Origin of the sequence: Candidatus Pantoea multigeneris (assembly GCF_011752615.1) — a bacterium.
GTDB classification, from domain to species: Bacteria; Pseudomonadota; Gammaproteobacteria; order Enterobacterales; family Enterobacteriaceae; genus Pantoea; species Pantoea multigeneris.
Window position 1 is genome coordinate 234,502 of sequence record NZ_VWXF01000004.1, and the last position, 19,670, is coordinate 254,171.

General features: G+C 51.7%; 21 protein-coding genes and 3 pseudogenes. 16 read left to right on the top strand and 8 right to left on the bottom strand.

Annotated features, from left to right (window positions below; all coding sequences use genetic code 11):
- Positions 1–26: 26 nt before the first annotated feature.
- From F3J40_RS11905 to F3J40_RS11940, 8 genes are all read left to right on the top strand, one after another.
- Positions 27–1,964 carry a PTS fructose transporter subunit IIABC gene (locus tag F3J40_RS11905; RefSeq protein ID WP_167014858.1) on the top strand — a complete coding sequence of 646 codons (1,938 nt, stop codon included), beginning with the start codon at positions 27–29 and terminating at the stop codon, positions 1,962–1,964.
- Positions 1,965–1,991: 27 nt separating this feature from the next.
- The gene (locus tag F3J40_RS11910; RefSeq protein ID WP_167014860.1) at positions 1,992–3,065 is read left to right on the top strand and encodes a Gfo/Idh/MocA family protein; all 1,074 of its coding nucleotides are present in this window, start codon (positions 1,992–1,994) and stop codon (positions 3,063–3,065) included.
- A complete protein-coding gene (locus F3J40_RS11915; protein WP_167014861.1) occupies positions 3,065–3,907 on the top strand; it encodes a sugar phosphate isomerase/epimerase family protein in 843 nt (280 codons plus the stop codon). The genes F3J40_RS11910 and F3J40_RS11915 overlap by 1 nt, the downstream gene beginning before the upstream one ends.
- The gene (locus F3J40_RS11920; protein WP_167014863.1) at positions 3,904–4,698 is read left to right on the top strand and encodes an alpha/beta fold hydrolase; all 795 of its coding nucleotides are present in this window, start codon (positions 3,904–3,906) and stop codon (positions 4,696–4,698) included. Before F3J40_RS11915 ends, F3J40_RS11920 begins: the two co-directional genes overlap by 4 nt.
- Positions 4,699–4,882: 184 nt before the next feature.
- Positions 4,883–5,848 carry a threonine/serine dehydratase gene (locus F3J40_RS11925; RefSeq protein WP_167014865.1) on the top strand — a complete coding sequence of 322 codons (966 nt, stop codon included), beginning with the start codon at positions 4,883–4,885 and terminating at the stop codon, positions 5,846–5,848.
- Positions 5,845–6,780, top strand: coding sequence for a Rossmann-fold NAD(P)-binding domain-containing protein (locus F3J40_RS11930; RefSeq protein WP_167014867.1), 936 nt, complete (start codon positions 5,845–5,847; stop codon positions 6,778–6,780). Before F3J40_RS11925 ends, F3J40_RS11930 begins: the two co-directional genes overlap by 4 nt.
- 138 nt (positions 6,781–6,918) lie before the next feature.
- A complete protein-coding gene (locus F3J40_RS11935; RefSeq protein WP_167014869.1) occupies positions 6,919–7,536 on the top strand; it encodes a helix-turn-helix transcriptional regulator in 618 nt (205 codons plus the stop codon).
- A 267-nt stretch (positions 7,537–7,803) separates the two neighbouring features.
- Positions 7,804–8,379 carry a TetR/AcrR family transcriptional regulator gene (locus tag F3J40_RS11940; RefSeq protein ID WP_167015154.1) on the top strand — a complete coding sequence of 192 codons (576 nt, stop codon included), beginning with the start codon at positions 7,804–7,806 and terminating at the stop codon, positions 8,377–8,379.
- A 3-nt stretch (positions 8,380–8,382) separates the two neighbouring features.
- On the opposite strand, the gene F3J40_RS11945 is transcribed toward F3J40_RS11940, so the two are convergent.
- Entirely contained in the window at positions 8,383–8,550 is a 168-nt protein-coding gene (locus F3J40_RS11945) for a hypothetical protein (protein ID WP_167014871.1), read from the bottom strand.
- A 523-nt stretch (positions 8,551–9,073) separates the two neighbouring features.
- Here F3J40_RS11945 and F3J40_RS11950 point away from each other — a divergent pair.
- On the top strand, positions 9,074–9,550 hold the full coding sequence (locus F3J40_RS11950; RefSeq protein ID WP_167014873.1) for a nuclear transport factor 2 family protein: 477 nt from the start codon (positions 9,074–9,076) through the stop codon (positions 9,548–9,550).
- A 174-nt stretch (positions 9,551–9,724) separates the two neighbouring features.
- Here the strand turns inward: F3J40_RS11950 and tnpA are convergent.
- Positions 9,725–10,135 (bottom strand): annotated as a pseudogene (tnpA, locus tag F3J40_RS11955) (IS200/IS605 family transposase).
- A gap of 43 nt (positions 10,136–10,178) precedes the next feature.
- Here tnpA and F3J40_RS25185 point away from each other — a divergent pair.
- Positions 10,179–10,319 (top strand): annotated as a pseudogene (locus F3J40_RS25185) (helix-turn-helix domain-containing protein); the annotation flags it as partial.
- Positions 10,320–10,374: 55 nt separating this feature from the next.
- On the opposite strand, the gene F3J40_RS11965 reads toward F3J40_RS25185, so the two are convergent.
- Together F3J40_RS11965 and vapB are read right to left on the bottom strand one after the other, a co-directional pair.
- Complete coding sequence (locus F3J40_RS11965; protein ID WP_167014875.1) at positions 10,375–10,791, bottom strand: type II toxin-antitoxin system VapC family toxin; 417 nt, start codon at positions 10,789–10,791, stop codon at positions 10,375–10,377.
- Entirely contained in the window at positions 10,788–11,018 is a 231-nt protein-coding gene (gene vapB, locus F3J40_RS11970) for a type II toxin-antitoxin system VapB family antitoxin (protein WP_167014877.1), read from the bottom strand. Before vapB ends, F3J40_RS11965 begins: the two co-directional genes overlap by 4 nt.
- Positions 11,019–11,328: 310 nt before the next feature.
- On the opposite strand from vapB, the gene F3J40_RS11975 reads away from it, so the two are divergent.
- The 3 genes and pseudogenes from F3J40_RS11975 to F3J40_RS11985 all read left to right on the top strand — a co-directional run.
- Entirely contained in the window at positions 11,329–12,675 is a 1,347-nt protein-coding gene (locus F3J40_RS11975; protein WP_167015155.1) for an ISNCY family transposase, read from the top strand.
- A 69-nt stretch (positions 12,676–12,744) separates the two neighbouring features.
- The gene (locus F3J40_RS11980; RefSeq protein WP_167014879.1) at positions 12,745–13,116 is read left to right on the top strand and encodes a helix-turn-helix domain-containing protein; all 372 of its coding nucleotides are present in this window, start codon (positions 12,745–12,747) and stop codon (positions 13,114–13,116) included.
- A gap of 186 nt (positions 13,117–13,302) precedes the next feature.
- Positions 13,303–13,443, top strand: a pseudogene (locus F3J40_RS11985) (helix-turn-helix domain-containing protein); the annotation flags it as partial.
- Between the two features lie 105 nt (positions 13,444–13,548).
- Here F3J40_RS11985 and F3J40_RS11990 read toward each other — a convergent pair.
- Positions 13,549–13,956 (bottom strand): winged helix-turn-helix transcriptional regulator, encoded by a 408-nt coding sequence (locus F3J40_RS11990; protein ID WP_167014883.1) that lies wholly within the window; start codon positions 13,954–13,956, stop codon positions 13,549–13,551.
- Positions 13,957–14,093: 137 nt separating this feature from the next.
- Here F3J40_RS11990 and F3J40_RS11995 point away from each other — a divergent pair, with 137 nt between their 5' ends.
- Positions 14,094–14,558: a nuclear transport factor 2 family protein gene (locus F3J40_RS11995; protein ID WP_167014885.1), complete on the top strand. Its 465-nt coding sequence runs from the start codon at positions 14,094–14,096 to the stop codon at positions 14,556–14,558.
- A 95-nt stretch (positions 14,559–14,653) separates the two neighbouring features.
- Here F3J40_RS11995 and F3J40_RS12000 read toward each other — a convergent pair whose 3' ends face one another.
- Positions 14,654–15,682 carry an MDR family NADP-dependent oxidoreductase gene (locus tag F3J40_RS12000; RefSeq protein WP_167014887.1) on the bottom strand — a complete coding sequence of 343 codons (1,029 nt, stop codon included), beginning with the start codon at positions 15,680–15,682 and terminating at the stop codon, positions 14,654–14,656.
- Between the two features lie 58 nt (positions 15,683–15,740).
- On the opposite strand from F3J40_RS12000, the gene F3J40_RS12005 reads away from it, so the two are divergent.
- Positions 15,741–16,355 (top strand): TetR/AcrR family transcriptional regulator, encoded by a 615-nt coding sequence (locus F3J40_RS12005; protein ID WP_167014889.1) that lies wholly within the window; start codon positions 15,741–15,743, stop codon positions 16,353–16,355.
- Between the two features lie 234 nt (positions 16,356–16,589).
- A complete protein-coding gene (locus F3J40_RS12010; protein ID WP_017346767.1) occupies positions 16,590–17,438 on the top strand; it encodes a sugar phosphate isomerase/epimerase family protein in 849 nt (282 codons plus the stop codon).
- A gap of 6 nt (positions 17,439–17,444) precedes the next feature.
- Here the strand turns inward: F3J40_RS12010 and F3J40_RS12015 are convergent, their stop codons facing one another.
- Together F3J40_RS12015 and F3J40_RS12020 are read right to left on the bottom strand one after the other, a co-directional pair.
- On the bottom strand, positions 17,445–18,425 hold the full coding sequence (locus tag F3J40_RS12015) for a LacI family DNA-binding transcriptional regulator (RefSeq protein ID WP_167014891.1): 981 nt from the start codon (positions 18,423–18,425) through the stop codon (positions 17,445–17,447).
- 98 nt (positions 18,426–18,523) lie between these two features.
- A complete protein-coding gene (locus F3J40_RS12020; protein WP_167014893.1) occupies positions 18,524–19,669 on the bottom strand; it encodes a Gfo/Idh/MocA family protein in 1,146 nt (381 codons plus the stop codon).
- Position 19,670 lies beyond the last annotated feature (1 nt).

Here is a 19,670-nt window from a genome sequence, read left to right on the forward strand (position 1 = left end):
AAACCCTACAAAAACGAGGCAACAGAATGATAAATACATTGCTGAGTAAAGAACTGATTCACCTGAACCTGAAAGCGCAAAACAAGGCCGATCTCCTGCGCGAGATGGCACTTATCCTGCGCAATGCGGGCAAGGTTGCAGATGAAAACCAGTTTTTAAAAGACGTGCTCTCCCGTGAAGAACAAGGCTGTACAGGCTTTGAGGAGGGGATTGCCATTCCTCATGCGAAAAGCCGTGCCGTGACTGCGCCTGCAGTTGCGATTGGCGTCAGCCGCAGCGGTATCGATTACGGCGCAGAAGACGGTGAACTGAGCCACTACTTTTTCATGATTGCCTCGCCAGACAACGCAGATGACACGCACATTCAGATACTCGCTCAGCTTGCTTCACGCTTTGTTGAAGAGCGTTTTATTAAGCAGCTCTCTTCAGCCGCTTCTCCTGAAGAGGTGTTGGCGCTTTTCCAGGGGCAGGAAGAAGAGGCTGTTGCTCCGCAGCAAAGCCGGGGATTCCTGATTGGTGTGACCGGTTGTCCCACTGGCATCGCGCATACCTATCTGGCTGCTGAAGCGCTGGAGAAAGGGGCCAGAGAACTGGGTTATGACATCCTGGTGGAGACAAATGGCTCTATCGGGGTGCGTAACTCACCGACAGATCAGCAAATCGCACAGGCAGAAGCGATCATTGTCAGCAGTGACAAACCGATTGATACCGATCGTTTTGCCGGCAAAAAAGTGATTTACACCAGCGTCAAAGCACCTATTCGCGGCGCACGGGAAGTGATTAATCAGGCTCTGGCCGCCCCGGTCTGGCAACCAGAGAGTAAGCCGGGTAAGCGTACAAATTCGCTGATGGACTCGGCCGGTGCGGGAAAAAATATTTATCGCTCCATGATGAATGGCGTGTCTCACATGATCCCCTTTGTCGTTACGGGCGGGCTGATGATTGCGCTTTCGCTGACGATTGGTGGTGTGCCCGGCCCCCACGGGCTGGTGATTCCGGAAGGGAGTATCTGGAACACCGTACTCAGCGTCGGGGCGGTTGCGTTTCAGCTCATGATTCCGGTGCTGTCCGCTTACATCGCTTATGCCATCGCTGAGCGGCCCGGTCTGGCGCCCGGTTTTATTGGCGGATGGATTGCGAACACCGGCAGCTTTTATGGCGCGGCGGCGGGGACCGGGTTTATTGGTGCCATTCTTGCCGGATTTATTGTGGGCTACGCGGTGCGTTGGCTGGCGCGACGAGAATGGCACAAGGTGATTCAGCCATTAGTGCCGATTCTTATCGCGCCTTTGCTCGGCACTATCCTGATTTCCGGTTTATTTATATTCGTGATTGGCGCTCCTATTGCTGATTTGATGCAGTCACTCAACAAGATGCTGGTTTCATTGAGCGGCGGAAGCCTGGTGCTGCTGGGGATCGTGATTGGCGGGATGGCGGGCTTTGATATGGGAGGCCCCTTTAACAAGGTCGCGTTTCTATTCTGTCTCGGCATGATGACTTCCGGCCATCCTGAATATTTGGGTGCCATCGCCTGCGCCATACCCGTTGCGCCGTTGGGTATGGGGATTGCCAGCCTGGTTGCGCGAAAAAGCGGGTTGTTTACGCCAGAAGAGCATGAGGCCGGGAAAGCCGCTATCGCCATGGGGATGATGGGGATCTCAGAAGGGGCAATTCCCTTTGCCGCCCGCGATCCGCTCACGGTGATCCCGGCGAATGTGGTGGGCAGTATGTTGGCATCCGTGTTGGCCTTCCAGATTGGGATCACCAATAACGTGGCGCACGGTGGCCCGGTAGTGGCGCTTTTGGGTGCCATGAATAAACCCATTTTTGCTTTCTCAATCATGCTGCTGGGCGCGGTATTTACCGCTGTTGTCGCTATCTCGTTGAAATATATTCGCAGCCGCAAACAAAACGGGGCCACAACCCAACCTTCCGCCATCAGTCAAAAAGCCATTACGCGCTGAATCAGCCTATTTCTAAGGAGTTTTACCATGCCTGAAGTACAGAAAAAATTACGAGTGGGTGTTTTAGGCTGCGGGCCAATCTCGCAGGCAGGGCACTTTGAAGCGTGCACGAAGGCCTGTAATGCGGAGCTTTACGCAATTTGTGACAGCGCCGACGATCTCCGCGAGCGTATGTCGGCAATGTGGGCTCCGCAAAAAGCGTATGCGGACTATCAGCAGATGCTGGACGATGAACACGTTGACGCCGTCATCATTGCCACAGCGGATGCGTTTCACGTTCAGTTAGCCATCATGGCGTTACGGGCCGGTAAACATGTGCTCTGCGAGAAACCGCTGGGTGTGACGGTAGAAGAGTGCGAGGAACTGCTGCAGATTTCCCGTTCAACCCGTCGCGTCTTTCAGATTGGCCATATGAAGCGTTTTGATGGCGGCATTCAGTCGGCGCGGGAATTCATTCAGCAGGAGATGGGAGAGTTGGTAGCCTATAAAGGCTGGTATTGTGACAACAGCCATCGCTATACGGTGACGGATGCCGTACAACCGCAGATCGTTAAAAGCTTATCTCGCCGTAAACCGGCCATCGACCCTAAAGCCGACCTGCAACAATATTATCTGCTGGCGCATGGCAGCCATCTTATCGACACCGCCATGTTCCTTGCCGGGGAGATCACCGAAATTGAAGCGCGTTTTCTCCATCGCGGTGGCGTGCATTGCTGGTATATGGACGTTGCATTTGCGAATGGGACGCTCGGCCATCTCGACCTCAGTGTGGGTGTCAGAATGGACTGGCATGAAGGGTTTCAGATCTATGGGGAAAACGGCAGTATCCTGGGCAAAACGTTTAATCCCTGGCTGTACAAATCAAGCGAAGTGGATATTTTCCATGAGAAAACCGCATCATGGAGCCGCGCCCTGGCGGCGGATGGCCAATTCTATCGTCGCCAACTGGAGTCATTTGCTAATGCCGTACTGAGTGAAAGCGAAGTGGCAGGAACGGGCATTGAAGAGGGATTACTCATCGTCAAAGCAATGGCGGCCATACAGGCTTCGGTGCGCACCGGTAAATCTGTTCAGGTGGCGGCGGCAAAAGGGGCGATCTGATGAATAAAGGTATTTTCTCTAAAACCTTTCCCACGCAATCTGTGGATGAGAATTTCCAGTTGATCCACGCCTTAGGCTATCAGGGGACACAATTCAATTTTTCCAGTGCAGGGCTGAACGCGTTACCACACTTCATTCCTGATAGCGTGCTGGAAGATGTTAAACAGGCCAGCCAGAGACACCGGGTGTGCCTGGAGGCTATCTCCGCCACTTTTAACATGACTCATCCTGATTCTCGCGTGATTAAGCAGGGGTTGATATCGCTGGAAACGGTTTGCCAGGCAGCCAGGAGGCTGCATTGCCCGGTTGTCACTTTGTGTACCGGCTCGCGGGATCCTGCCGATCAGTGGCGTTTCCATCCAGATAATCTGCTGCCAGAAAGCTGGAAAATCCTGCAAAAAACAATGGAAGATGCACTAAAAATCGCCGAAAAACATGATGTTGTTTTGGGTATTGAACCCGAGCTGGCAAACGTTGTTAATTCATCGATGAAAGCACGACAGCTGATTGATGAGATGCAGAGCCGTTTTCTCAAGGTGATTCTGGACCCCGCCAATCTTTTTGAGATTGCGACACTCCACGAGCAACACCGTGTGGTAGCAGAGGCGTTTGACTTGCTGGCCGATGAGATTGCTATCGCTCATGCGAAGGACAGAAACCCTGATGGAACCTTTACCACCGCAGGGCGAGGCGTGCTGGATTATCACTACTACCTTCAGCAACTTCGTCACGCAGGCTTCACGGGCTGTGTGGTGACGCACGGGCTGGAAGCTGAAGATGCTGCGGAGGTTTCATTGATGCTCGATAAGCATTTGAAGCTGCTCGAAGGGAGTGTGGCATGATCAGGACGTTTAACCATCAAGGCGTCAGCTTGCGCTACTACGACAACCAGGCAGAGGGGCCGGTGCTGGTTTTCCAGCACGGCTTAACCGGTAATGCCGAGCAGACCCGGGGGACGTTTACCAACCGAAGCTGGCGTCTGATCACGCTGGAGTGCCGTGGTCACGGGGGATCAGACATGGGTCCGCCTGAAGAGCTCGGCATTTTGACTTATGCGCAAGATCTCCTCGCCTTACTCGATCACCTTGAAATTGATAAAGCCCCGTTGGCTGGAATATCCATGGGAGCGGCTGTTTGTGCCTGTATAGCGTCGCAGGTGCCTGATCGCGTGCTTTCGTTATCTCTGGTGCGTCCCGCGTGGGGGCTGAGAAGCTCGCCGGAAAATTTACAGATTTTCTCCGTCGCCGCGGGCTACCTTAACCTCTACGGTGCCATAGAGGGGAAAGCCAGATTTGTGGAGAGCGAAGTCTTCAACGCGTTGCAACAGAGCTCTCAGGACAATGCGAACTCTATGCTGAATCTTTTCGCTTTAGATCCGGCGCAGACGGTAGCCCTGTTAAACAGAATGCTATGCAGCCAGACCGGACTCCGCCCGGAGGTTATCCGGCGTCAGGCGATCCCGGTTCAGATTATCAGTAACGCTCAGGATGTTATCCATCCCGAGAGCCGCGCCTCAGAGCTGATGGCGTTACTGGGTGCGAATAACGTGGTAACTGTCTTCCCGAAAAATCAGGATAAGGCCCGACACGTTGAGGAAGTTACCGCGAGTTTAGTTACATTCCACAGAGCTTAAGCCACTGACGGGGCGAACAGGCCATTCTTTGTCCCGGAACCGGCTAACATCGGTGCCAGATGCGGCGTCATCTGGCACCTTCAAAACTGTCCTCTCCAAAAGATTTCTGGCTCTCCTGCATTGTCGGTAGACATTATGTACTATTTGTCTATATTAGACTGTATGTATCATTGGAGAGAAAGCTATGACCATCATTTCAGACATCTGTCGCCGTAGCCGGGAAGCACATTCGGCATTACGCCCGCAGGTAAAACACACCCCTTTTGACCGCAGTTACTCGCTTTCTGCCCAGTATGGATGCGAGTTGTTCCTCAAGTCAGAACACCTGCAACACACCGGCTCGTTCAAGTTTCGTGGCGCAAGTAATAAAATCCGCCTGCTATCCGAAGAGCAAAAAAATAAAGGTGTTATTACGGCTTCTTCCGGTAATCACGGGCAGGGAATGGCGCTTGCCGGAGCGATCGCAGGTGTTCCTGTGGTTGTTTATGCCGCCTCAACCGCTTCACCTCTGAAACTTGAAGCCATCAGAACGTATGGCGCTAAAGTAGTCACCCTGGATAAAGACCCTTTACAGGTCGAACTCGATGCGGGACAGGCTGCCAATGCGAAAGGCGTTGCATATGTTTCGCCTTATAACGATCTCGATATCATTGCAGGGCAAGGTACAGTGGCCTTTGAGATGCTCGAAGAGCAAGCTGAGCTTGATGCCGTGTTTGTTGCCGTCGGCGGTGGTGGACTGATCTCCGGAATCGGCGCTGTATTAAAGACGCATTCTCCAGATACCCGTGTTATCGGCTGCTGGCCGGCAGCATCCGTGGCGATGTATGCATCTCTCAAGGCCGGAGAAATAGTCGAATCCGAAGAGCATGAAACGCTTTCCGACGGGACTGCCGGAGGCCTTGAACCAGGAACAATCACCTTTCCCGTTTGCCAGCAAGTCATTGATGAATCTGTATTAGTCAGTGAAGAAGAGATTAAAAATGCAATCCAGGTTATTGCCAGATACGAACGCCAAATGGTTGAAGGGGCAGCAGGCGTCGCTATGGCCGCATTTATTCAGCAAGCCGATAAATGGAAGGGCAAACGCGTGGCGATTGTCATTTGCGGGCGAAACATTACCCTCGAAAAATTCGCGCAGGTTATTTCATGAAAATCATTGAGCTGGATGAAATACAGACGCGTTATAAAGAGACTCTTGCGCTTGCAAAATTACGCGAAGGTTTCATTGCTTTCTCATCAAACCGTGTCCAGATGCCCCCCGTCCAGCAGTTCTCATTTAAAAACGTGCAGGGAGACTCTTGTATTAAATCCGCCTGGGTGGAAGGTACAGAGACGTTTTGTGTAAAGATCTCAAACGGTTTCTATCAGAATGAAAAGAGGGGATTACCCAGTAATGATGGGCTCAATATCCTGTTCTCCGCATTGACGGGCCAGCCAGAAGTTCTGCTTAACGATCATGGATGGCTGACGGGAATGAGAACCGCCCTGGCCGGACGAATTGCCGCAGAACTCATGGCCCCAGAAAAAGTTGAAAGGATCGCTATTTTTGGAACCGGTCTCCAGGCTGAATTACAACTGCGCCAACTGGCAGACTTAACCACATGCAACAATGTGATTCTATGGGGACGCAGCGAGGATTCGCTTAAGCATTTCAGGCAACGTCTTTCAGACTTAAGCCTGGATATTCGGGTAACGCTGAATCAGGAAGAGGCCGCACGTCAGTCATCAATTATCGTTACCGCGACGGCCTCTACCGTTCCGCTTATCCGGAAAGACTGGATCAGCAAGGGAACACATATCACGGCAGTGGGTGCAGATGCTCCGGGTAAAAATGAGTTGGAATCTTCTCTGGTTGCCAGTGCAGATTTGATACTCGTTGATTCAATTAAGCAGTGCAGTCGTTATGGTGAACTCAGCCAGTTGTCTGACGGGATGAGAAACGGGAAAAAGATAATTGAAATGGGATCATTACTGGCAGAGCCTGCACTGTATTCACGCGATCCAATGGACATTACTATCGCTGATTTAACGGGGCTTGGCGTACAGGATGCACAAATATCAGCCAGTATATTAGGGCGCTGATAGCTTTCCATGGCTTTGTGTATTACAGGGCCATATTCTTCGTCGAATTTTCCAGTTCCGGCTTCATGAGATACAGAAACCAGCGACAGGAACATGCATATTCGTTAGATTTAACGAATAGAGTGAGCAGGAGTATGTATGGAAATTCAGCAAGCAGGTTCGCCGCTTAAATTAAGTACAATCACGTCGTTAGCGGATGGGATCGCTGCACTTTTTTTCCCCTCCGTTGAAGTCGCTGTGCATGATGCCCAAACCGGTAAAATCGCTTATCTAGCAAACAATTTATCTAAGCGACAAATTGGTGATGATGCCGGTCTTGAAGAGCTGGAAGGACTTGAGACACTGACGGGTCCTTATGAAAAGCTCAACTGGGATGGAAGAAAAATGCGCTCTGTCAGTATCCGGGTACCGCAAGAGGAGGGGGCTGGATATGTTTTTTGCATAAATTTTAGTATGGCGCTTCTTGAAGATGCAAAGAATGCTCTTGAGCTCTTTTTGTCAGTAAACCGGTTACAACCGCAGCCAGTGCAGCTTTTTAAAAATGACTGGCAGGAAAAAATCAACACATGCATTCACAAATGGGTGTCTGAAAATAACACCTCACTTTCCGTGCTTAACAGAAATCAGAAAAAAGCGCTGGTGGAAAATCTGTATGAGCAAGGTGTGTTCAATGTCAGGAACTCCGCTGACTATGTTTCGAAGGTGTTAGGTATGGGCAGAGCGACCCTGTATAAACACATTAAAGAAACCCGATAATTTGATCGTTATTTGGCGAAATGTTCAGAAGTAAAGGTGAGGGAGCGGAAGCACTTCTGTTACCTGGAAGCTGCCCGGTTTCTCACTGGCATTGACCCGCGCATGGAGCTTCCACCTATGACCTGTCTCAATGTTCTGTCCCAACTGCCGTCCCTGAGCAGGTTGATGGTCAGGGGTATTCGTGACAATGCCGTCCACATAGGTGATGCGCTGCTGTCTTTTTTAAAAAAAGTTGACTGTGTAGAACGGCAGTTCTACCTTTATCGCATGAACAAGAAAACAAATGACACACGCGAAAAAATCCTGACAACCGCCGAGCAGCTTATCTACCAGAATGGGATCCACGCCATGGGCATGGACCTGCTGGTCAAGACTTCTGGTGTTGCAAGAAAGAGTATTTATCGCCATTTCGCGAACAAGGAAGACGTGGCCTCAGCCGCGTTGTGTGAGCGTGACGAACGATGGATGGAATGGTTCAGAACAGAGTCTGACAAAGGTAAGACACCTCAGGAACGTATTTTGAATATGTTCAGCGTTCTGAAGAGCTGGTTTGAGTCTGACGGCTTCCGGGGTTGCGCGTTTATTAACACGGCCGGAGAGGTTGGAGATCCTGATGATCCCGTTCGCCAGATAGCAAAGATGCACAAGCAAAAGCTACTGGATTACGCCCTGGAACTTTCCGGCCAGTTGAATAATGAGCGTCCGGAGATTCTCGCCAGGCAGTTACTCATTCTGCTGGAAGGTGCCATCACAATGGCCTACGTAATGGGTGACAGCAGTGCCGCTGACAACGCACAGGAAATGGCTAAACTCATGCTGGAACAAACCTCACCTGGGAACTGATGGTCACGAGTGTTTGTTGAGGCAAATTAATTTACAGCCATTCACCCGACATTTTACGTTGGGTGAACGGCTTTCCGTTTGACTGGTTTTCCGAAATTTCTCTTTTCTGGCTTCATGGTTCACCCGACGTTCGCTGGCAAGTTCTTCAACCATCAGTAACAGATATCTCATTTAAAACCCCTCCACCGTGCCACTTTGTTGCGGCCATTTTTTCGATCTTCAACCGACTGTTCTGCTCCCTGCAGGATGGCAAATAGCTCTGTCGTCAGTGTGGCTTGTTCGCCGTTTGCGTTCACGGTGAATTTCCGTTTCGCGCCTACACCTGTCCTTTTTGTATCTGAAACTCGCGAATTTTAATAAATATTAATCCATTTAAAACAATATCTTAAATGAATTCAGGGACGATCTATTTCTGATCCTGAAATTCTTTTTAGAAAAAATCGTTGACGATGTAGAACGATCGTTCTACCTTTAAGCCACAGACAAGGCACCCGGCGATAGCGGGGAAGAGTGACAGAATCTGGCGAACGACTTACTGATCAGAACAGCATTTATGCCACCGGCGTGATCATTCTGGTGAGGGGATCGAAATAGCGAAATATGTTGCGCAAGTTCTGCTGGAACAGGGCCTCAACTCATCTCTGTGTGACGAGAATAATTTTTAACCTAAACCGAAATTTACAGGAGTTTTACCATGACTGATTCACAAGTACGCCCACCGCTTCCTCCCTTCACTCTGGAAACGGCCATTGAGAAAGTGCGGCTGGCTGAGGATGGCTGGAACACCCGCGATGCTGAAAAGGTAGCTCAGGCTTACTCGCTGGATACCAAATGGCGTAACCGTGCTGAGTTCGCAAACAATCGTGAAGAAGCGCAGAGCTTCCTGGACCGTAAATGGAAAAAAGAGCATGAATATCGCCTGATTAAAGAACTGTGGGCGTTTGGCGGTAACCGCATCGCCGTCCGCTATGCCTATGAATGGCACGATGACTCCGGCAACTGGTTCCGTTCTTATGGAAATGAAAACTGGGAATTTGGTGCTGATGGTCTGATGGAGCGCCGCTTTGCTTGTATCAACGACATGCCAATTAAAGAAAGCGAGCGGAAATATTTCTGGCCACTGGGCCGTCGTCCGGACGATCATCCAGGCCTGTCAGACCTGGGGCTGTAAGGCAGAATTTGTTATCCCGCTGGAAATTCAAGGCAGTTTTTTTATCCGGGGGTTTACTCAACCAGCCAACATCAAAGAAACGAGCTGGTGAGGTGGGGTAAGTGACTGTCAGGGTACTCCCACCGAAGGAGGTGGGAGGGGGATTTGAGTTGACGCAGTAGCGTCAAGTATTCGTCAGCTTCGCGGGTCTTGAATGTCCTTCTTCACGACGTCAGGCGGTGCTCCACCGCATGAGCAGACAACGCCGCTGCGCGGCCAAAGCACGGGCTTACTGTACGCCATCCGTAAATCCAGAAACGCATGCTGTAGCCGCCGCTTTCAGACTGTTAATCCGTTTTGATAGCGACACTGTTGACGGGTGTTCGAACAGCACGTGAACATGAGCCGCATCGACGTCACACGCTTTCAGTTTCGCCCCGAAGTCACCGCACATTTCAGCTGCACGCTGGTTAATGCGCGTACGGTGTTACTCACCAAAGATACATTGACGGCATTTCGTCATAAAACGCAGTGAGCATGCAGCAAAAATGCGCTATGTCTGTTTTTTTTAAAATCGCCAGCACTTCTTAACTTAAGATAAAACACATGGTTATTTATCCAGCATTCATTTACGGGACACTGAATGCTCATGCTTATCGTAAAGGCGTATAAATACAGACTGAAACCCACGGACGCACAGGCGCAACGACTGCGCCAGATGTGCGGCTGCGCACGTTTCATCTGGAATTATGGCCTGGCAGAAACGCAGCGCATGCTGGATGCCGGGCAACATGATGAAGTAGTTCTGGGATGCCTATACCACTGTAGGGAATTTTTGTGTGCAGCTAACTGGCCCAGTCTTCCAGCATCAGACCCGGTACTCGCTCAAACTCTCTGGTGTTGTTGGTTACAAGCACGGAGCCTGCTGCAATTGCGTGGCCAGCGATAGCTGTGTCATTTGGGCCAATTGGCGTACCCGCAGCGGCGAGGGCAGTCTTAATTGACGTTGTCGCATCCACGGCGGCTCTGTCCCAGGGGAGAACGGCATCAAGTCGCGCGCAAAATGCCTCAACCAGTTGGCCGTGTCGCGGAGAGGCCTTTTTACCTATTGCCCCAAAGCGCATCTCCGCGTAGGTGATAGCCGAGACTACAATACGATGATTGCGTAGTACCGCCTGTTCCAGGCGTTTGATCACCGTCTCTGGCTGCTCGCGCATGATGAACGAGCAAATGTTAGTGTCGAGCATGTACGTCTTATTCACAGATCAAATCGTCCTTCGTCGCTGACAACATCCCCACGATTTACCAGAAAATCTGCGTCAGCTTTATCCAGTTGAGCAAATGACCCCCAGGTAGGCCTGACGGGGCGCAGGACGATGCTATCACCCTCACGGACGATCTCAAGTTCGCTCACACCTTCAAAATCCATATCGCGGGGAAGGCGGATGGCGCGGTTATTACCATTTTTAAAAATAGAAACGGTTCGCATAGTGTTTCCTCATAGTCTGAATGAGAGGGTCTATTCCCACATAGGGTGAGTATAGGCCAGAAGAGGAAAATTTGCATATGTTAATCATATGCTGAAGGGCAAGATCTGCCAGAGGAGGTGCACAGGTGTTTACAGACAAGACCTGTGTCCGAATGTGCCCATGCCATATTTAACATAATCAACGTTGTGCGCATTAATGTTGTTACTCCAAAACGCTAATGTCGTACGGAGCAATTCACAGATGTCGTCCCTGAACTAACCTTAGATCTCCACAGGCTTAGCTCAGGATGCAGACTTTATGTTGGTGACTATGACAGATAAAGATCTATACCGGCTCGGCATCATTCAGCGCGTTCACGACCACACTCTGCTGCAGCGTGAGGCTGCGCGCCTTCTCGAACTCACCGTCCGACAAGTTCAACGTATCCTGCGCCGTTATCGTGAACACGGCGCGGCATCGATTGTATCAGAACGTCGCGGGCGCCCCGGCAACAACCGCATTCCCGATGAGCTGCGCTGTGCCGCTCTGCATTTGATCCGGCAATATTACGTGGATTTTGGCCCAACTCTGGCCACGGAGAAGCTTTTAAAACGCCATGGCATCCCGCTTTCGGTTGAGACTGTCCGCAACTGGATGATTTCTGACGGACTCTGGCGACCTCACTCACGTCGTCAGGTTCATATTTATCAGCCTCGACACCGGCGCGACTGTCTTGGTGAACTGATACAGCTGGATGGTTCTCATCATGCATGGTTTGAGGATCGCGCACCGAGGTGCTGCCTGCTTGTCTATGTTGACGATGCTACCGGCCGCCTGATGCACCTGCGTTTTTGTGATTCAGAGTCAGCGTTCGACTATATGACGGCAACACGAGAGTACATTGATTTTCATGGAAAACCCGTTGCGTTCTACAGCGACAAGCACGCCGTTTTCCGCGTTAACGGAACGGATGCACGCCGCAGCGGAACCACGCAGTTTGGCCGGGCGCTACGCGATCTGAGCATTGAGCTTATCTGTGCTAACAGCAGTCAGGCTAAGGGACGCGTTGAGCGCGCTAACAAGACGTTGCAGGATCGACTGGTCAAGGAGATGCGGTTGCATAATATCAGCTCCATCAGTGAGGCGAACTATTGGGTTACCGGCTTTATCGATGACTTTAACCGCCGCTTTGCGCGACCGCCCAAGTATCCGAAGGATCTGCATCGCCCGTCCGGTTTATCTCCGGATGAACTGGACGATATTTTTGCGTGGCAGGGCCAGCGGAAATTATCAAAATCACTGACTTTTCAGTACGATAAAATGCTCTATCTCATCGAACCCTCTGATGCGAACACCCGTATTGCCGGTGAAAAAGTCAACGTGTATGAATACCCTGACGGCAGGATCAGCTTCCGTTATGCTCACCGGGAGCTGAGTTATCAGGTTTTTGACAAGCTAGCTTGTGTGGATCAGGGCGAGATCGTCGACAACAAACGCCTCGGTGCCGTGCTGCGGCTCGCGCAGGAAAAACAGGATGAGCAGGAAGCGGCCGGGAAACGCTCACGCAGTAAAAAGATGCCGCGCCGGGTGGCTCAGGAGCGTGCACTTGAAGCGCTGAGGGCAATCAATCCGGTGCTGGTGAACCCTGCGGACTTTGTCTCAGACATCAAACGCTGACGCCCTCACCCTGCCCGCTTCCACGAGCACGGCGCCTAAGGGAGGAAAAATGACTCAGGAAAAAAAGTAATGAGCCTGCAGGAGCAACTCCGGGCCGACCTCATTGAAATGTATCTGGCGGGCGACATCACAGCGGCAGAAGCTGCGCAGTCCATGGAAGTCTCTACCCGACAATGCCGGCGCCTGGTGAGCCGCTACCGAGAATCCGGCCGGACAGGCGTGATAAATCTTCGCCGGGGAAAACCCAGCAACTATCAGCTGGACGAAGAGCTGAAATTTCAGGTGGTGAAGCTTATTCGTACCCGCTGCCGGGGCATGAGCCCGACCGGAGCATGGCGCTTACTCAACGCAGGCTTCGGGCTGAGCATCTCAAAGGAAACCGTCAGGAAGCTGATGATTGCCGAGAAGACCTGGGTAGCCCATCCGAAAGATAGACTCTGACCAGCCAGACTCTGTCCATGTCACAGATGACACTTTAACTTAGCCAGGAAGGCGACATCTTAATAATGGATAGACATTGGGTGAGAGTCCAATTTGATAATGTCACTTTTTAGCTAGTTCATAATGTCACCCAGATGCGGCGCGTTTGCCACCTTTTCTGGGAGATTTCTGCTGATGCTGGTGACCATGTCGAACAAAGAACTGCACCGTCCTCCCGTCATTCAGGCTGTGATTGAAAAACGCCTGCGTCGTCGTGATGCGGCCTCTCAGCTTGATATCACTGAGCGTGAGGTTCAGCGGCTGGTGAAACGCTATCGCGAATCGGGTTGCTAACGCACGGTGTAGCAAGTCTGAGGACGTTCTCAGACACTGTCAGCATTGCATCATGGATTCGCGCCAGAATTTTCACAACCCTCGTCGGAGCGCTTTAGGTTACTCATCACCCTTTTCAGACAGGATTTTTTCATGTTGTAACCGGCGAGCCCGACAGATACGGGCATGATTATCGTCTGCCCATTGCACCAGCTGTTGCATCGGTACCAGAAAAGATCGACCCAGGTCCGTCAGCGCATACTCGACGCGAGGGGGAACTTCCGCATAGATTTTACGGCTAATATAGCCATCTGCTTCCAGTCGTCGGAGCGTACGCGACAGCATCTGGCGGGAAATATCTTCGATCTCCCGGCTAAGCTGGTTAAAACGTACGGTTCTTTCGGTCAGCGCTTCAAGAATGAGTAAGCTCCACTGATCGCCAATTTTATCCAGCACATCACGTATTGGGCAGGCCTGTCCGAACTCTGCAATATCATTTTCACTGCCTTCCCACTTTTCAACTGACATTTGTGCTCTCCAATAGTCACACCGATGTGACCAGGTGAATAAATCCTGACTTCTTGTTGAAGGTTCTGGCTGAATGTAACATCCGGATCTCAAACAGTCTATTTTTGTGACCTGGCATTAAAAGAGAGGGAATATCAGTGAAAAAAATCATTCAGCGCGTTCTGTTGGCAGGTATTCTGCTTGCAACAGTGAATACCGTGGCCGCCGCCGCCGAAACCCCAACAGTGAATACCGAGCAAAACCGCCAACTGGTGCTGCATTTCTATGACAGCTTCTTTAATCATCATGATGTTGATAAAGCCGCAGGCGTAATCGCGGAGAATTACCGCCAGCACAATCCGGATGTGCCGGATGGCAAAGCGCCGTTTGTTAACTATTTCAAAGACTTCTTCCGGGCAAACCCCAACTCCCGGGCTCAGGTGATACGCAGCTCAGTAGATAACGATCTGGTCTGGTTGCAGGTTCACTCGACCAACGGTGCTCACGATCGGGGCCAGGCCGTGCTGGATATTTTCCGCGTTAAGGATGGAAAGATCGTCGAGCACTGGGATGTTATCCAGGACGTGCCAGAAAAATCGGCGAATAACAACACGATGTTCTGATACAGAGAGGTGTGGCGCGTTAAAGCGGGCCACACCTTAATGATGCCCCATTGTTTACCAGCGAGATTATTTTTCAGGTCTTCACGCGGGGAACATTACAGCTCAACCAAAACCAATCCACGCGCCTTGCCGGAACAGGTCTCTTCCAGCGCCAGCGGTGCGGTTTCCAGTCCTGCAAACCGGGTAACAGGAAATTCGATGTCCGCCCATGAAGGCTGTGATACACAGGCTAGCCATTCAGCAAAGACTTCGGGATTTTCATCCGCGCTGTAGCCACGCAGGGTCACGCCTTTAACGATCAAGGCAAAAGCATCGATTTCCACCGGGGCATATTTAGTCGACTTTGCATTCGCCAGTTCAGCAGATAACGCCCCAAGCAGTACCAGTCTCGCACCTTCACGGGTATGCGAAACCGCAGCTTCTAGTTGTTCACCCCCGACAATATCGATAAACACGTCAATGCCATCAGGCGCATAGCGTTGCAGTTGCTCGCTGATGCTCCCCTCACCTCGCAGGATGACTTCGTCGTAGCCCAACGTCTGTTTCATCCACAGCGCTTTATCAGGCGTGCCGGTACTCCCGATAACGCGACTGGCACCCAGCTTACGGGCAATTTGTCCGGCCATAGAGCCTATGGCTCCGGCACCACTGGAAACAAAGACCACGTCACCCGGTTTAACCTGGGTTGCACGCGTCAGGGCCGCATACGCCGTCCATCCGTGTCCGAGACAGGCCACGGGATTCGGCTGTCGGGTGCCTAACCGGGTACAATCGCCGACGTTAACAACGGCATATTCCCGCCATCCCAATGGATGAAGCACAAATTCACCCGGCTGCAAACCGCTGTCCGCAGGTGCTGAAACAACCTGACCGATGGCCGCGTCGGCCAGCGTATCGCCAACGTTAATCGGCGGAAACGGGATGCCTTTCACGCTCACAGCCTCTTCACTCATCATCAGGCGGGTTGAGATGGAGACGCGAAACCAGCGATTGCGCACTAATACCTGATTTGCACCCCACGCCAGTTCATCCTGCTCAACGATGGCGAAGTTATCGGGGCCAGGCATACCTGAAGAGCGTTTAAGTAGGTTAATTTTTCGATTTCGCTGAGATGGAGACACCATTTTATTTCCTTTTTGATATGTGAGTTAATACTCGCATTATCAATCGGAGAGCCATTACGTGAATACTCGTGTTCCAGAGACGCCGCAAACCATGCGCAAAATGCCGCAGCAAAGCCGCTCGCGATTTCTGGTCGGCATCATCCTGGATGTTGCTACTCGCATTCTGGCTGAAAAAGGGTGGGCGAAATTTAATACTAATGACGTGGCTCGCACCGCTGGCGTCAGCATTGGTTCGCTGTACCAGTATTTTCCCAATAAACTGGCGCTGGCAGAGGCGATCCGGCAGCAGCACCTCGCGGCGATACTCGCTGTTTTTGACACGATCAAAGTTAACAAACCGGCTGAGACTGACACCTTCAGTGCCGACGTTGAACGTATGATTGATGGCATTATTGCCGCCCACCTCATTAATCCACGTTTGCACCGCATCTTGCTTGATGAAGTACCGCTCTCCGGGCGCGATGCACACCAGGAGTTTGAGTGCCGCTATGCCGAATTTTACCTGACGTTTGCCGCCCGACAGGTGGGCACAGCTCGCGCTAAAATCGCCAGTCAGGTGCTGGCTTCAGCCATTGAGGGCGTGGTACATGATGCCTTACGGCGTGAACAGTTGCTGTCATCAGAACTAAAAAGTGAATTAATTTTGCTGGTGAAAAGTTATTTAACAGCATGACCTGTTTGAGGATCTCGCGCTGAAGCACTGTCTGTTTGTCCATGTTGACGATGCTACCGGCCGCCTGATGCACCCTCCACTTCTCTGACTCAGAGTCTTCGGACAACTCTATAACGGCCACGCCGAAATTGTATGAAACGCATCACATTTCTCAGAAAGAGTTAAGCCACCTTAAAAGTAATCGATTACTTTTAACTTCTTTGTAATCGATTACTTTTCATTTAAGGAAATATTATGCTTGCCAGATTACTGTTCAGTACCTGTCTGCTTGCTTCTGCTGCGCTGAGTTCAATGGCCGTGTCGGCGGCACAGATTGATGATGAAATAGCGCTACAGATGTATACCCTGAGAAACGTCGGTACGGCGGAAAAACAGTTCGCTATGGCGCATGACGCCGGTTTCAAACATGTTGAAATCGTGGGAACCCATGATCTCAGTGCGCAACAGATGAAGTCTTTACTGGAAAAAAATGCGCTGACGGTGACCTCTGCCCACGTCCAGCTCTCGGCACTGGAAAATGACTACGCACCTACCGTGGCATTCAATAAATCCGTCGGTAACAGGGTCATCATCGTTCCGTGGATTGAACCAAAAGATCGCCCGGACAGTACCCGCGGCTGGATTGACTACGCCAGGCGTTTAGATGCGATGGGTGCGAAACTGCGTCATGACGGCATACAACTGGCCTATCACAACCACAACTTTGAGATGAAAAAGTACAACGGCGTGACCGCGCTGGAGATTCTGATGAATCACACCTCACGAGACAACCTGAAGCTGGAGATGGATGCCGCCTGGGTGTCGCGTGGCGGTCAGGATCCGGTTCGCTTTCTGCAGGAATATCCCGGTAGAATCTATGCCATCCATGCCAAGGATAACGCCTCCATCGGCATTCGGGACGATGAAATGAACTTTGCGCCGCTGGGTGAGGGTCTGCTGGATTGGTCAGCCATTCTGCCAGCGGCGAAAGCAAATGGTGTGAGATGGTTCATCATAGAACATGACAAGCCGAAGGATGCCTGGAGCATCATCACTACTTCGCTGAAAAACCTACGCGCGGCACTGCAAAAGTTGCCGCACTAAGCCCGCTTATGCACTGGCACGCTCAATCAGGTGCCCTTGCAGGATCACCCTTTCAGGAGAGGATTCCGGTTGATCAATTTTTTGCAGTACCAACCTGCAAGCCTGACGACCAATATCACGCGATGGCTGCGCCAGCGTTGTCAGCGGTGGCGTCACCATCTCCGCCAACTCGGTACCATCGAAGCCAGCCACGGCAATATCCTCCGGGACGCGTAATCCCGCCGCCTGAATCGCGGCCATCGCACCAGCGGCTAACGTATCTGACACCGCAAATACTGCATCTGGCCGCTCTTTTCTCTCCAGTAATGCAATCATGGCCTCTTTACCGGCGCTGAAGCTCAGTTCGCTGGCATAGCTTATCGCCTGCCACGCGAGCCGATCGCGCTTAAGTTGCGCCAGATATCCCTCCTGACGCAGCCGTGCATATTTATAGCTGAGATCATGATTGATGATAGCAATGCGCTTACGGCCTTTATCCGCCAGATATCGCACCACCTCCTGTGAGGCATCGCTGTCATTGATACCTACGCAGGAAATTTCTCCCGCATCCGCGTACTCGGCACACTGCACCCAGGGGGTGTTGGCGATCAAGTGGCTTAACTCCGGCAGTTTACTGAAGGCGTCCATGGTGATGATGCCGTCGACGATTTTGCCGGACAGCAGTTGCAGGCTGGAACGGGAACGCTCGATATCAGAGCCGGAGTTACACAGCAGAATACGATAGCCGTTCTTCTCCGCTTCCTCTTCAATGCCCTTCACCACTTCGGCACAGAAAGGGTTAGAAATGTCGGAGACCATCACCAGAATCATTGAGCTACGCGCGGTGCGCAGTTGGCGGGCCAGCAAATTGGGCTGATAGTTGCTCTCTTTGATCGCCTGCAGTACTTTCTCACGATTTTTATCTTTAACCGTGTCGCTGTTATTCAACACGCGTGACACTGTCGCGACGGAAACCCCCGCCAGACGAGCGATTTTTTGAATGGACATGGCAGCAACTCATACTGAATCAGATGTTACGCAGGCTACCATAATTCCGCGTGAACAATAAGTTAGCCCAATCGGCTGGTAACCGATCGGGCCGGATATTACGGGTTTACGCGCACCCAGCGCTGCTGCTGATGGCTCTGCATAATGGCATCAAAAATCGCCATCACCTGCGCACCATCCTGGAACGTGGCAAAGTTGGCGTTTGGCGAGGGTTCACCCTGCGCGACAGCCTGATAAAACTGTTGCATCATGGCACGGAACGCATCTGGCCAACCCTCAATATGCCCACCCGGGAAACGTGCTCTACCAGCCACATCCGGGTTCATCAGCGTAGGGTCATCAGAAAGCAACTGGTTCGCCTTATGCCGGTGACCCAGCCACAGCTGCTGTGGTGTTTCCTGATCCCAGGCCAGTGAGCCGAGGCTGCCGTTCACCTCAAGGCTCAGCCGGTTCTTACGCCCTGCTGAAACCTGCGACACGCTGAAGCTTCCCTTGCTGCCATCATCAAAACGGAACAGCACAAAGCCCATATCTTCCGTGGTCACTTCGCGGGACTCATACTGTGTTTCGTTGACCTGTGCGCCAAAAGTACCGGTATCAGCAAGACTTGCCTTACGTGTAGGCCAGACGATGGAGAGATCGGCCATCACTTCCACGATTTTTCGTCCAGTCACGAACTGGATGGTATCGCACCAGTGAGAGCCAATATCCGCAACCGCACGCGAGGCTCCCCCCTTTGTGGCATCAACACGCCAGTTGTAATCGGTTTCTTCAAGCATCCAGTCTTGCAGATAGCTGCCCTGTGCTGAAAAAAGCCGTCCCAGTTGCTGGTAACACACCATGCTCGCGGCCTGTTGTACCATGGCAAACTGGCGATAGACAAAGCTCACGCCATGCACCACCCCCGCCTGCTCTGCCAGTGCCACCAGTTCCCTGGCTTCGTCCATCGTCATACACAACGGTTTTTCCGAAAACACATGTTTGCCCGCCGCTATGATTTGCCGGTTTATCGCCGCGTGCAGATGGTTAGGCGTGCAGTTATGCACCGCATCCAATCCTTGATGTTGTAAAAATGCGGTGACGTCGCTGTAGGCATGCGGCACATTCATCTTGGCCGCGCGGGATTCAGCACTGCTCTGGTTTGAATCACAGAGGGCAACAACGTTAACGTTGCCCAGGCGATGTAATGCTTCAATATGTGCCGGCCCGATAAATCCCGTGCCAATAATTCCTACATTGATCACT

Coding starts and splice junctions, on each gene's coding strand:
- F3J40_RS11905 (WP_167014858.1), top strand. CDS start 27: ATGATAAATACATTGCTGAGTAAAGAACTGATTCACCTGAACCTGAAA.
- F3J40_RS11910 (WP_167014860.1), top strand. CDS start 1,992: ATGCCTGAAGTACAGAAAAAATTACGAGTGGGTGTTTTAGGCTGCGGG.
- F3J40_RS11915 (WP_167014861.1), top strand. CDS start 3,065: ATGAATAAAGGTATTTTCTCTAAAACCTTTCCCACGCAATCTGTGGAT.
- F3J40_RS11920 (WP_167014863.1), top strand. CDS start 3,904: ATGATCAGGACGTTTAACCATCAAGGCGTCAGCTTGCGCTACTACGAC.
- F3J40_RS11925 (WP_167014865.1), top strand. CDS start 4,883: ATGACCATCATTTCAGACATCTGTCGCCGTAGCCGGGAAGCACATTCG.
- F3J40_RS11930 (WP_167014867.1), top strand. CDS start 5,845: ATGAAAATCATTGAGCTGGATGAAATACAGACGCGTTATAAAGAGACT.
- F3J40_RS11935 (WP_167014869.1), top strand. CDS start 6,919: ATGGAAATTCAGCAAGCAGGTTCGCCGCTTAAATTAAGTACAATCACG.
- F3J40_RS11940 (WP_167015154.1), top strand. CDS start 7,804: ATGAACAAGAAAACAAATGACACACGCGAAAAAATCCTGACAACCGCC.
- F3J40_RS11945 (WP_167014871.1), bottom strand. CDS start 8,550: ATGAGATATCTGTTACTGATGGTTGAAGAACTTGCCAGCGAACGTCGG.
- F3J40_RS11950 (WP_167014873.1), top strand. CDS start 9,074: ATGACTGATTCACAAGTACGCCCACCGCTTCCTCCCTTCACTCTGGAA.
- vapB (WP_167014877.1), bottom strand. CDS start 11,018: ATGCGAACCGTTTCTATTTTTAAAAATGGTAATAACCGCGCCATCCGC.
- F3J40_RS11975 (WP_167015155.1), top strand. CDS start 11,329: ATGACAGATAAAGATCTATACCGGCTCGGCATCATTCAGCGCGTTCAC.
- F3J40_RS11980 (WP_167014879.1), top strand. CDS start 12,745: ATGAGCCTGCAGGAGCAACTCCGGGCCGACCTCATTGAAATGTATCTG.
- F3J40_RS11990 (WP_167014883.1), bottom strand. CDS start 13,956: ATGTCAGTTGAAAAGTGGGAAGGCAGTGAAAATGATATTGCAGAGTTC.
- F3J40_RS12000 (WP_167014887.1), bottom strand. CDS start 15,682: ATGGTGTCTCCATCTCAGCGAAATCGAAAAATTAACCTACTTAAACGC.
- F3J40_RS12010 (WP_017346767.1), top strand. CDS start 16,590: ATGCTTGCCAGATTACTGTTCAGTACCTGTCTGCTTGCTTCTGCTGCG.
- F3J40_RS12015 (WP_167014891.1), bottom strand. CDS start 18,425: ATGTCCATTCAAAAAATCGCTCGTCTGGCGGGGGTTTCCGTCGCGACA.